Source organism: Niallia circulans (genome assembly GCF_003726095.1).
In the GTDB taxonomy this organism is placed as follows: Bacteria; Bacillota; Bacilli; order Bacillales; family Cytobacillaceae; genus Niallia; species Niallia circulans_A.
In genome coordinates this window covers 2,263,413-2,276,357 of record NZ_CP026031.1, presented here as the reverse complement: position 1 = coordinate 2,276,357, position 12,945 = coordinate 2,263,413, and the positions used below count along the sequence as shown (strand labels likewise).

Genomic DNA, 12,945 nt, shown 5'->3' with positions numbered 1-12,945 from the left:
AACCATTGGAGGTGGGAAGGCTTTTTTGTTAGAAAAGCCTTTCTTGGTAGTATTTATGTAAAGAAGTAAAAGGAAAGTATTTTAGGGAGGTTATACAAATGTTACAGGAGACTGCCTTTGAAAATACAAAGGCCCAAGTGAAACCGTTAACTGGTGCTGATCTCTTATTGCAGGCTTTGGAGAAAGAAAATGTAGAATTTATTTTCGGATACCCTGGAGGGGCTGTTTTACCAATTTATGATAAGATTTACGATTCGAAAATATTTCATGTTTTACCTAGACATGAGCAAGGCGGCATTCATGCAGCAGAAGGGTATGCGAGAATTTCTGGAAAACCAGGAGTAGTCATTGCAACATCAGGTCCAGGTGCAACAAATATTGTAACAGGGCTTGCCGATGCGATGATGGATTCATTACCGCTAGTTGTCTTTACAGGCCAAGTAGCAACAGGGGTGATTGGTACAGATGCTTTTCAAGAAGCGGACATTTTAGGGATCACTACCCCAATAACAAAATATAATTGTCAGGTTCGTAACCTTGAAGATATTCCAAGAATCATTAAAGAAGCGTTTTATATAGCGACAAGTGGAAGACCTGGTCCTGTATTAATTGATATTCCAAAGGATATTGCTGCAACCATTTCAGACGTTCCTGCTGAACAGGATATTGAGCTTCCTGGTTATCAGCCGAAGACACAGCCGAATTACTTGCAGATTCGAAAATTAACAGAAGCTGTAAGTGCTGCAAAAAAACCAGTAATTTTGGCAGGTGCTGGTGTCAATTTTGCAAAAGCGAGTGCAGAATTACTGGAATACGCAGAACAACAACAAATTCCAGTTGTACACACGCTTCTTGGATTAGGTGGTTTTCCAGCTGATAATAAGTTGTTTGTTGGGATGGGAGGAATGCATGGGTGCTATGCTGCTAATATGGCCTTATATGAGGCGGATTTATTAATCAATGTCGGAGCAAGATTTGATGATCGGTTAACAGGAAATCTAGTTCATTTTGCACCAAATGCTATTAAAGCCCATATAGATATTGATCCAGCAGAAATCGGCAAAATTGTCCCAACGAAGATTCCAATAGTTGCAGATGCGAAAGAAGCATTAACTATGCTAATAAAACAAAAAGGCTTGCAATCAAACCATAACGCATGGTTAGAAAAGATTGAAAATTGGAAAAATGAGTATCCGTATTATTACAAAGAATCCAATCTTCTAAAACCGCAGCAAGTTTTGGAGATGCTCTTTGAAAAAACAAAAGGGGAAGCGATTGTTACAACAGATGTTGGACAGCATCAGATGTGGGCAGCGCAATACTATCATTTTAAAGAATCCAATCGCTGGGTAACATCTGGAGGATTAGGAACAATGGGATTTGGTCTTCCATCCAGTATTGGAGCGCAATTAGCAGATCCAAAAGCAACAGTGCTTGCAATCAGCGGGGATGGCGGCTTCCAAATGTGCAGTCAAGAGCTTGCTTTAATAAGAGAATTAAATTTGCCAATCAAGATTATTATCTTTAATAATCGGGCGTTGGGAATGGTAAGACAGTGGCAAGAAATATTCTATGAATCTCGTTTTTCACATAGTAAAGAATCTTATCAACCGTCCTTCGTTGCTTTAGCAGAAGCATATGGAATAAAGGGATATCAAATCTCATCAGTTGATGAAGCTGCTAATATTCTGGATGAAGTGTTAGCGATAAGAGAACCTGTATTATTGGATTTCCGTATTGATCCAGATGAAAATGTCTATCCAATGATTGCACCAGGGAAAGGATTACACGAAATGGTAGGGATGAAGCCATGAAGAAAATAATTAGCCTAACTGTTATGAATAAATCTGGTGTGTTAAACCGAATTACTAATCTTTTTTCAAAACGAAACTACAACATTGAAAGTATATCGGTAGGGCATACGGAGCATGAAGGAATTTCAAGGATTACTTGTGTGGTGCATGTTGAGAGTGATGGCATCATTGAACAAATCACAAAACAGCTAAATAAGCAGATTGATATTTTGAAAGTGGTGGATATCACCGATCAAGCAATTGTCCAAAGAGAGCTGGCTTTAATTAAAGTACTTGCAACACCGCAGACAAGGCATGAATTATACTCAGTTATTGAGCCATTTAGAGGTTCGGTAATCGATGTAAGTAAAGAAAGCCTCGTTATTCAAATTACTGGTGAATCATCAAAAATTGAAGCTTTTATTGAACTGCTTAGACCATATGGGATTAAAGAGTTGGCTAGAACAGGCACAACCGCATTCCCTCGTGGCTCTCAAAAAATAGCAAATCATAAAAGTAACTATTCTATCGTTTAATTCTAATATTAAATAAATCTAATTTTTACAGACGAAAGGGAGATTAATTATGGCAAAAATGTATTATAACGGAGACGCAAATTTAGGATATTTTAACGGGAAAACAGTTGCAGTGATTGGTTATGGATCACAAGGCCACGCACATGCTTTAAATATGAAGGATAGTGGTGTTTCAGTAATCATCGGGTTAAGAAAAGGGAATTCATGGAATAAAGCAGTGGAAGACGGATTTGACGTATTTCCAGTTGGAGAAGCAACAGCTAAGGCTGATATTGTGATGATTTTGCTTCCAGATGAACTACAAACAAAAGTATATAATGAAGAAATTAAACCTAACTTAACAAATCAAGCGTTAATGTTTGCCCATGGATTTAATATTCATTTTAATCAAATTGTTCCACCTAGTGAGAGTGATGTACTATTAGTTGCTCCTAAAGGTCCAGGTCACCTAGTAAGAAGAACATATGAACAAGAAGCAGGAGTCCCAGCATTATTTGCAATCTATCAAGATGTAACTGGTGAGGCGAGAGAACTGGCACTTGCTTACGCAAAAGCGATTGGAGCATTACGTGCAGGAGCGCTGGAGACAACGTTTAAAGAAGAAACAGAAACAGATCTTTTTGGTGAACAAGCGGTTCTATGTGGAGGGCTTACAGCACTAGTAAAAGCAGGCTTTGAAACATTAGTAGAAGCTGGATATCAACCAGAATTAGCATATTTTGAATGTTTACATGAGCTGAAATTAATTGTTGACTTGATGTATGAAGATGGAATGGCAGGAATGAGATATTCTATTTCTGATACCGCACAATGGGGCGATTTTGTAACAGGACCACGTATTGTTACAGATGAGGTGAAAAAAGAAATGAAAGCTGTCCTTACAGATATTCAAGAAGGTAAATTTGCAAAAGGATGGATTCTTGAAAATCAAGCGAATAGACCAGTATTCAACGCAATTAATGATAGAGAGAGCGAGCATCTAATCGAGAAGGTTGGGAAAGAATTGCGGGCAATGATGCCATTTGTTAAAAGCTCGCGAAAGAAAGAAGTGGTGGGTAGTGGCAAAAATTAAGATATTTGATACGACATTGAGAGATGGAGAGCAATCTCCTGGCGTAAACTTAAATTTGGCTGAGAAGTTGGTTATTGCTGAGCAGTTAGAAAAATTGAATGTAGACATTATAGAGGCAGGCTTTCCTGCTGCCTCTAAAGGTGATTTTCAATCTGTTCAACAAATTGCACGTACAATAAAAAATAGCTCTGTTACCGGCCTAGCAAGAGCGGTAACATCTGATATTGATGCAGCTTGGGAAGCATTAAAGGATGGAGCAGAACCAAGAATTCATGTATTTTTAGCAACAAGTCCTATCCATCGGGAATATAAGCTAAAACTTTCGAAAGAGCAAGTGATCGAAAGAGCTGTTTCAGCTGTAAAGTATGCAGCTGAAAGATTCCCAGTTATTCAATGGAGTGCAGAGGATGCATGTCGGACAGAATTGCCATTTTTAGCAGAGATAATAGAAGAAGTTATTCAAGCGGGAGCACGAATTATTAATATACCAGACACAGTAGGCTATATAACGCCTAACGAATATGGAGAAGTTTTTCAATATTTAAAAAATAATGTTCCATCTATTGACAAAGTTTCTCTCTCTACACATTGTCATGATGATTTAGGGATGGCGACAGCAAACTCATTAGCTGCTATCGAAAATGGGGCAACACAAGTAGAATGTACGATTAATGGTATCGGAGAGCGTGCTGGCAATGCTTCTATGGAAGAAATAGTGGTAGCGCTTCATATTAGAAATGATCATTATCAAGAAAAAACAAGAATTAATTTAAAAGAAATTAGTAGAACAAGCAGTCTTGTAAGTGAATTAACGGGCATGCTAGTTCCTGGAAATAAAGCGATTGTTGGTCGCAATGCTTTTGCTCATGAATCTGGTATTCATCAGGATGGTGTTCTTAAGGAGAAAACGACTTATGAAATTATTTCTCCAGAGCTTGTAGGCTATGTAAACAACAATAATATGGTTCTCGGGAAGCATTCAGGCAGCCATGCGTTTAAAACAAAGCTGAACGAACTAGGGCTGCGAGTGAATGATGAGGATGTGAAAGATCTTTTTATGGCCTTTAAGGATTTAGCAGATCATAAAAAAGAAATTTCTGATGAAGACATTATTGCCATTGTTTTAGAGAAGAAGCTAGCTAAAGAAGAGAAGTATTATGAGTTAGTGGACGTAAAGGTTCAACATAAAAATGATAATGAAGCAGATGCAACAGTGAAACTTTTCGGTCCGAAAAATGAACTGATTATTCAACATGGCACTGGTTCTGGAAGTGTTGAAGCATTATATAACACATTGGAAATGTCTATATCTGGCCAGGTGAAGTTGGAAGATTATCGAATTCAGTCACTGGGAGCTGGCAGAGATGCATTAGCTCAAGTATTTGTCAGAGTTCAATATGACGAAAAAGAAAGTACAGGAAGAGGTTTAGACCAAGATGTATTAATAGCCTCTGCAAAGGCCTATATAAATGCGATTAATAGAGGGATTCTTGCCAAAGAACAATTTCTTGAAAAAGTGTAGGGATTGAGGTCTAAAACATCAAGCTTTGATATAGGGAGCGAGTAGAAATGAAAAAAAGAATCGCCGTATTGCCAGGTGATGGAATTGGACCTGAAATAGTAGCAGGCGCTATGAAGATTTTGCAGTTAATAGAGACATTATTTAGTCACCAGTTTGAAGTTACATACGCAGATATTGGTGGATGTGCGACAGATAAAACAGGAACACCATTACCTAATGAGACGATTACCATTTGTAAAAATAGTGATGCAATTCTTTTAGGGGCAGTAGGTGGACCGAAATGGGATGCGCTTCCTGTTGAAAAACGTCCAGAGCAAGGACTATTAAAAATAAGAAAAGAATTGAACTTATTTGCGAACATTCGTCCAACAACCTGTTATGAAAGCTTGGCGGAAGCATCTCCCCTTAAAGCAGATATTATTGAAGGAGTAGATTTGGTTGTTGTCCGTGAATTGACAGGCGGCATCTATTTTGGAAAGCCAAGCGAACGAACGATTATCGATGGGAAACCTGGTGCTGTAGATACACTATTATACAAAAATGAAGAAATCGAGCGAGTTATTGAGAAAGCATTTGAAATTGCTAGAACGCGATCAAAAAAAGTTACTTCTGTTGATAAAGCCAATGTTTTAGAGACTAGTAGAGTATGGCGAGAAATCGCAAGTAAAATAGCGGAAAAATATCCAGATGTTATGCTTGAACATATGCTTGTAGATAATGCAGCAATGCAGCTTGTTCGAAATCCAAAACAATTTGATGTGATTGTCACAGAAAATATGTTTGGTGATATCTTAAGCGATGAAGCATCCGTGCTAACAGGATCATTAGGAATGTTGGCATCAAGCAGCATGTCAGCAAATGGACCATATCTTTATGAACCGATCCACGGATCTGCACCAGATATCGCTGGAGAAAATATCGCTAATCCCCTTGCAACGATTTTATCTGTAAGTATGATGCTGCGATTATCTTTTCAAATGGAGAAAGAAGCTTCGATTATAGAAGAGGCGGTAAATAATGTTCTAAATCAAGGTTATAGAACAAGAGATATTCTTTCACCAAACTGTAAAATTGTTTCGACGACTGCGATGGTGGAAGCAGTTGAGAAAGAAATTCATCAGCTTGCAAAAGTGACACAAGTATTATAACAAGGTTGCTCTGCTGTGGGATAATGAGTTTGGCTGATAAATAGCGTGGTTTGGCTGAAAAAACAGAAGTTTGGCTGATAAGTAGCGTGGTTTGGCTGAAAAAACAGAAGTTTGGCTGATAAATAGCGTGGTTTGGCTGAAAAATCAAGAATTTGGCTGATAAGCAATGCAAGTTAGTTGAAAAAATAGAAAATCACCTAAGAACAGCTCAAATTAATGTAAAAATTGCACAAAGGGCATATAAATAAACACAGTTCATCAAAAGTGGCAGTGATTGGATAAGGGACTAATAATAGAGAGAAATGAAATGTTAAAGGGCTCGTCAAAAGAATACTTTGACAGCCCTTTAATCAACAACAGGGAAAAAATATGGATTGGAGGGTAAAGTAATGGGAAAATCCATTATCGATAAAATTTGGGAAAAACATGTAGTACATAGAGAAGAGGGAAAGCCGGATTTATTATATATTGATTTGCATCTTGTCCATGAAGTAACCTCACCGCAAGCATTTTCCGGATTAAGAATGAAAAATCGCAAAGTGAGAAGGCCAGACCGAACTTTTGCCACAATGGATCATAATGTGCCAACGATTAACCGCTTTAAGATAGACGACGAAATTGCCTTAAATCAGATGACCACATTAGAAAAAAACTGTGTAGAATTTGATATCCCATTAGCTGGTCTGCAAAGTCCGGAGCAGGGGATTGTTCATGTGATTGGTCCAGAACTTGGATTAACTCAGCCTGGTAAAACAATCGTTTGTGGGGATAGTCATACATCAACCCATGGTGCGTTTGGGGCACTAGCATTTGGAATAGGCACAAGTGAGGTAGAACATGTACTTGCTACGCAAACGTTATGGCAAACAAGACCTAAAACATTAAAAGTTGAGGTCAATGGAAAGCTAGCCTTTGGTGTGAATGCGAAAGATGTCATTCTTTATGTGCTTTCTAAACATGGAGTCAACTTTGGAACTGGCCACGTTATTGAATATACAGGGGAAGTGATTCGCAATCTATCGATGGAAGAAAGAATGACCATATGTAATATGTCCATTGAGGGCGGAGCGCGTGCAGGCTTAATTTGTCCAGATGAAACGACTTTTGCCTATTTAAAAGGCAGAAAACACGCGCCAGAAAATTGGGATGAAGCAGTACAAGAATGGCGTAATTTAGCTTCAGATAAGGATGCTATTTACGATAAAGTTATCACGATTGATGGCAATGATATTGCGCCAATGGTAAGCTGGGGAACCAATCCATCTATGACGGCTAAAGTAGATGAAAAGATTCCAACAGCAGATTCTTATCAAGAGGAAACGGATCGTCGCGCTTTACATAGTGCTCTTCAATATATGGGGCTAAAAGAAGGAATGGCGATTACCGATATCGCGATCCAGCATGTGTTTATTGGTTCTTGTACGAATTCAAGAATAGAAGATTTAAGACAAGCAGCATCAGTGATTAAAGGACAAAAAGTTTTTCCTGGAGTAAGAGCATTAGTTGTTCCAGGTTCCCAGCAAGTTAAAAAACAGGCAGAAGCAGAAGGCCTAGATAAACTGTTTGTTGAAGCAGGGTTCGAGTGGCGAGATGCAGGATGCAGTATGTGCTTAAGCATGAATAACGACGTAGTTCCAAGCGGTGAGCACTGTGCTTCCACTTCTAATCGTAATTTTGAGGGAAGACAAGGAGCAGGTGCAAGAACCCATTTAGTCAGTCCTGCAATGGCAGCAGTAGCAGCGTTAAATGGACGATTTGTTGATATTCGCAAAGTGAATACAGAATTACAAGCAACAGTGTAAAGGAGGAGTCTCTAATGAGTGGCTTTAAGAAGCTTTATGAAAAAGCAGTAGCAATGGATCGAGTAAATGTGGATACAGATCAAATTATCCCTAAGCAATTTTTGAAACGTATCGAAAAGACAGGATTTGGTAGATTTGCGTTTTTTGATTGGCGCTATTTGAAAAATGGCGAACCGAATCCTGAATTTGAACTGAATCAACCTGAAAATCAAGGAGCCTCTATTTTAATTGCGAATAAAAACTTCGGATGTGGATCTTCAAGAGAGCATGCACCGTGGGCTTTGCAGGATTTTGGCTTTTCCGTTGTCATTGCTCCTTCTTTTGCAGATATCTTTTATCAAAACTGTTTGAAAAATGGGATGCTTCCAATTCAATTGCAGACAGATGAAGTAGAATATCTTTTAAAAGCTGCCCAAAGCCAACCCTATTTTCTTCATATAGATCTTGAAAAAGAGAGAGTAGAGGACGACCAAGGGTTTTCAACATCGTTTTCTATCCATCCATATTGGAAAAAAATGTTGATTAACGGCTGGGATGAAATTGAAATCACCCTTCAATACAGTGATAAAATAGCAGAATATGAAAATAGAGCCGTTTCAAAATAATCTAATGAAGGGACCCTTAGGAGATCACATCATTATCTTCTAAGGGTCTTTCCTTTTGCTGTTGTTTGTATTTGTAGATTAAAAATATTAGCAGCAACCACATTATGGAAGAGGTAGGTTGCATCCTAGAGAAAAAAAGCTACACTAGCAACAAAAAGAATATGTATAGGCGGTTAAAAGGATGAAGAAACGGGAGCAGGAAAAAAAGGATAACGTTGTTTTTTTTCCCGATTTAGATAAACGATTATTGCAAAAAGGATTAGATGCTATTCAAGAAAAGCAATACAAAGAGGCTATTTCATTTTTAGAAGAAGCAAAAGAACGAAATCCATTTCATCGTGACATAAACATTGGACTCATTCTCGCTTACTATGAATTAGGATTGTTGGAACAGGCAAAGCATCTAGCGAAGGAAACACTGAAACAAGATGATGGAGACTACATCCATGTACTTGAATTGTATATTATGATTCTAGTCCAGCTACATGAATATGAAGAAATAGTTACTACGATTGAAGGTTTGCTAGAAGAACACCAAATACCAGCAAATAAAATAGAACATTTCTCTAAAATGCTTTTATTTAGCAGAAAAATGGCTGAGTCCGCTTCCATATCGCAAGCGGATGATTATCGAGAAGAGGAATCTGAAGAGACAACCGAGAGTTTAATGAACTTAGAGGATCCTCAGGAAGAAATGTTGCTAATAGCTAAAATGTCTAGCAAAAATATTCGCGCATATATAGAAGAAGTAAAGCAGTATCTTCTTGATGTGGAGAAAAATCCTTTTTTAAAAACGATGCTAATCAATATTTTAAGAGAGCAAGAATATGAAAAAGAAGTAGAAATTGAGAAGTTTGATCGAAAGATTGTCATACAACCAACAGCATTAAAGGATATGAAAGAACAGGAGCAATATAAGAAAATTATTACTATTCTCATTGATTATGTGGAAAGTAATAACCCTATTTTATTTGAAAATATTAAAATGTTAATAGATCGACAAATGTTTTTGCTGTACCCATTTGCGCTAGCAGAATACAAGGATGAAACATGGGCTGCGGCTTATCATGCAGTTGTAAATCAATATTTTGGCCAAGAGGATGAGGAAGAAATATTTGTATTATACGAAGTAGATGAGACTGAATTTGAACAAGCAAAAACGTTTATTTATCAGCTGGAGCAAATTTCTTATCCTAATATTTAGGCAAGGATGTTGAAACAACTAGAACCTATGATATAATGTAATGGTTGCATTTAGAAAATGCGAAGATGTATATTTCTTACTAGATAACTTTTTTCCTATTAGGAGGTTCTTTCTGTTTCGATAGAAATAGTAGCCAAACAAGAATAAAGAAGTTAATCTATACATTAGTAGAAGTAATGAAAAAGTAGAATAGATTGTTGGAGGGAATTTATAGTATGTCAGCTAAATGGGAAGTTTTAGAAGGGAACCGCGGTGTTCTTACAATTGAATTAGATGCAGAAAAACTAAACGAAGGTTTAGATTTAGCATTTAAAAAAGTAGTTAAGCAAGTAAATATTCCAGGTTTCCGTAAAGGTAGAATTCCACGTGGAATGTTTGAACAACGTTTTGGTGTTGAGTCTTTATACCAAGATGCAATTGATATTCTTTTACCAGAAGCTTATGCAAATGCAATTGATGAAACTGGAATCGAGCCAGTTGATCGTCCTGAAATCGATGTAGAACAAATCGAAAAAGGAAAATCTTTAATTTTCAAAGCAACTGTTACAGTGAAACCTGAAGTAACATTAGGTGAATACAAAGGGTTAGAAGTACCTGCTGTAGAAACAACAGTTACAGATGAAGAAGTTGAAGCGGAAATTAAAGCATTGCAAGAAAAACAAGCTGAATTAGTAGTAAAAGAAGAAGGAACTGCTGAATTAGGAGATACAGTTGTTATCGACTTCGAAGGATTCCAAGATGGAGTTGCTTTTGAAGGTGGAACTGCTGAGAACTTCTCATTAGAACTTGGTTCAGGACAATTTATTCCTGGGTTTGAAGAAAAATTAGTGGGAGTTGCTACTGGCGAATCAACTGAAGTTGAAGTTACATTCCCAGAAGAATACCATGCTGAAGATTTAGCTGGTAAGCCTGCGACATTTAAAGTAACAGTTCATGAAATCAAAGGGAAAGAACTTCCTGAATTAGATGATGAATTTGCTAAAGATGTTGATGAAGAAGCGGAAACATTAGCTGAATTAAAAGAAAAAATTAAAACTCGTTTAGAAAATGATAAAAAGCATCAAGCAGAGCACACAGTTCGTGATACAGTTGTAGAAAAAGCTTCTGAAAATGCGAAAATGGATATTCCATCAGCAATGATTGATACAGAAATCGACCGCATGATGAGCGAATTTGAACAACGTTTACAAATGCAAGGTATGAATCTTGAGCTATACTTCCAATTCTCAGGACAAGATGAAGCAGCACTTAAAGATCAAATGAAAGAAGACGCTGAAAAACGTGTTCGTTCAAACTTAACACTTGAAGCTATCGTTGCTGCAGAAAACATCGAAGTAACAGAAGAAGAAGTGAATGCTGAACTCGAAAATATGTCTCAAATGTACAATATGCCAGTAGATGCTATTAAACAAGCATTAGGCGGAGTTGAAAACTTACAAATGGACATAAAAATGAGAAAAGCAATCGATTTCCTTGTAGAAAACAGTAAAACTGTTGCATAATAGAAGTAAGTAAAAAAAACTAAGGCGCGACTATTTCGTGCCTTAGTTTTATATTAGTGTTAAATAACATATAATATGGGTAACTATAAAATAAGTTACTCTAACCGTACAGGAGTATACAATCAAATAAGAGATAATTTTCCAGATTTAAAGAAGCAAAATCTGGTTATGATTAAAGAAGTATATCCATTTTACCGTTATTGGATGATAGAGAACTGCAAATCCGAGTTGTATTATTTCCTGTACATTACTATCATGTGATACAATTCAATACATAACTGTTGAAAAAAGTAAAATTTGTTTCTGAACAAATAATAATCCGTAACGGTAAAAATATACAAAAGAAGTTTTAAGGGGTGAAGGCATGTTTAAATTTAATGACGAAAAAGGCCAGCTAAAATGTTCATTCTGCGGAAAGACACAAGATCAAGTTCGTAAATTAGTTGCTGGACCTGGTGTATACATTTGTGACGAATGTATAGAATTATGTACAGAAATCGTAGAAGAAGAATTAGGGACAGAAGAAGAAGTAGAATTTAAAGATGTACCAAAGCCAGCAGAAATTCGCGATATCCTTAACGAATATGTAATTGGACAGGACCAAGCGAAAAAGGCTCTTTCTGTTGCAGTGTATAATCATTACAAACGTATTAACTCAAATAGTAAAATTGATGATGTAGAATTATCAAAAAGTAATATTGCGTTAATCGGACCAACTGGTAGTGGTAAAACACTTCTTGCCCAAACATTGGCAAGAATATTAAATGTACCATTTGCTATTGCAGATGCAACTAGTCTAACAGAAGCTGGATATGTAGGGGAAGATGTTGAGAATATTCTTTTGAAATTAATCCAGTCTGCAGATTATGATGTAGAAAAAGCAGAAAAAGGTATTATTTATATAGACGAAATTGATAAAGTAGCACGTAAATCTGAAAATCCTTCTATTACACGTGACGTTTCCGGTGAAGGGGTTCAGCAAGCATTATTAAAAATTCTAGAGGGTACCGTTGCAAGTGTTCCGCCTCAAGGTGGCAGAAAGCACCCTCATCAAGAATTTATTCAAATTGACACAACGAATATTCTCTTTATTTGTGGTGGAGCATTTGATGGTATCGAACCAATTATTAAAAGACGACTAGGTCAAAAAGTAATTGGATTTGGTTCTGACGGTAAACAAGCTGAAATAGAAGATAAAGATTTATTATCTAAAGTACTTCCAGAAGATTTATTACGTTTTGGCTTAATACCTGAATTTATTGGTCGTCTTCCAGTTATTGCCAGTCTTGGTCAATTAGACGAAGAAGCATTAATGGAAATATTAACAAAGCCCAAAAATGCATTAGTAAAACAATTTAAGAAAATGATGGAATTAGATGATGTCGAATTAGAATTTGAAGAAGAAGCACTGAAAGAAATTGCTAAAAAAGCAATTGAAAGAAAAACAGGTGCACGCGGATTACGTTCTATTATCGAAGGCATTATGTTAGATGTTATGTTTGACCTGCCTTCAAGAGAAGACATTGTTAAATGTGTCATTACGAAAGAAACAGTAACGGATAATGCTTCACCTAAGCTTGTTCTAGAAGATGGAACAGTGGTGGATAAAGAAACAAAAACTTCAGCTTAACAACAGTTACGAGAAGAATCAATGATATCTATCATTGATTCTTTTTTTGCGGGCGAAAGTAGAAGGATGTAACAATTGCTACAAGCCCATACTTCGATTTTAATCATCAATTATATATCATTCCTATATAT

The 12,945-nt window shown here is 36.8% G+C and carries 10 protein-coding genes; all 10 read left to right on the top strand.

From position 1 onward, the window contains the following. The first annotated feature begins 98 nt into the window (after positions 1-98). The gene (gene ilvB / locus C2I06_RS11110; protein ID WP_095331518.1) at positions 99-1,814 is read left to right on the top strand and encodes an acetolactate synthase large subunit; all 1,716 of its coding nucleotides are present in this window, start codon (positions 99-101) and stop codon (positions 1,812-1,814) included. Next, positions 1,811-2,329, top strand: coding sequence for an acetolactate synthase small subunit (gene ilvN, locus C2I06_RS11105; RefSeq protein WP_095331520.1), 519 nt, complete (start codon positions 1,811-1,813; stop codon positions 2,327-2,329). The genes ilvB and ilvN overlap by 4 nt, the downstream gene beginning before the upstream one ends. 49 nt (positions 2,330-2,378) lie before the next feature. Next, on the top strand, positions 2,379-3,401 hold the full coding sequence (ilvC, locus tag C2I06_RS11100) for a ketol-acid reductoisomerase (protein WP_061798688.1): 1,023 nt from the start codon (positions 2,379-2,381) through the stop codon (positions 3,399-3,401). Further along, positions 3,388-4,923, top strand: coding sequence for a 2-isopropylmalate synthase (locus C2I06_RS11095; RefSeq protein WP_123258061.1), 1,536 nt, complete (start codon positions 3,388-3,390; stop codon positions 4,921-4,923). The genes ilvC and C2I06_RS11095 overlap by 14 nt, the downstream gene beginning before the upstream one ends. A 47-nt stretch (positions 4,924-4,970) precedes the next feature. Beyond that, positions 4,971-6,071: a 3-isopropylmalate dehydrogenase gene (gene leuB / locus C2I06_RS11090; protein WP_095331523.1), complete on the top strand. Its 1,101-nt coding sequence runs from the start codon at positions 4,971-4,973 to the stop codon at positions 6,069-6,071. A gap of 389 nt (positions 6,072-6,460) precedes the next feature. Next, on the top strand, positions 6,461-7,873 hold the full coding sequence (gene leuC, locus C2I06_RS11085; protein ID WP_123258060.1) for a 3-isopropylmalate dehydratase large subunit: 1,413 nt from the start codon (positions 6,461-6,463) through the stop codon (positions 7,871-7,873). A 14-nt stretch (positions 7,874-7,887) separates the two neighbouring features. Next, entirely contained in the window at positions 7,888-8,478 is a 591-nt protein-coding gene (gene leuD, locus C2I06_RS11080) for a 3-isopropylmalate dehydratase small subunit (protein WP_095331526.1), read from the top strand. Positions 8,479-8,659: 181 nt separating this feature from the next. Beyond that, on the top strand, positions 8,660-9,682 hold the full coding sequence (locus C2I06_RS11075) for a tetratricopeptide repeat protein (RefSeq protein ID WP_123258059.1): 1,023 nt from the start codon (positions 8,660-8,662) through the stop codon (positions 9,680-9,682). Positions 9,683-9,897: 215 nt separating this feature from the next. Beyond that, complete coding sequence (gene tig / locus C2I06_RS11070; protein WP_047943562.1) at positions 9,898-11,184, top strand: trigger factor; 1,287 nt, start codon at positions 9,898-9,900, stop codon at positions 11,182-11,184. Positions 11,185-11,548: 364 nt separating this feature from the next. Then, positions 11,549-12,814 (top strand): ATP-dependent protease ATP-binding subunit ClpX, encoded by a 1,266-nt coding sequence (gene clpX, locus C2I06_RS11065; protein ID WP_047943563.1) that lies wholly within the window; start codon positions 11,549-11,551, stop codon positions 12,812-12,814. The last annotated feature ends 131 nt before the right edge of the window (positions 12,815-12,945 follow it).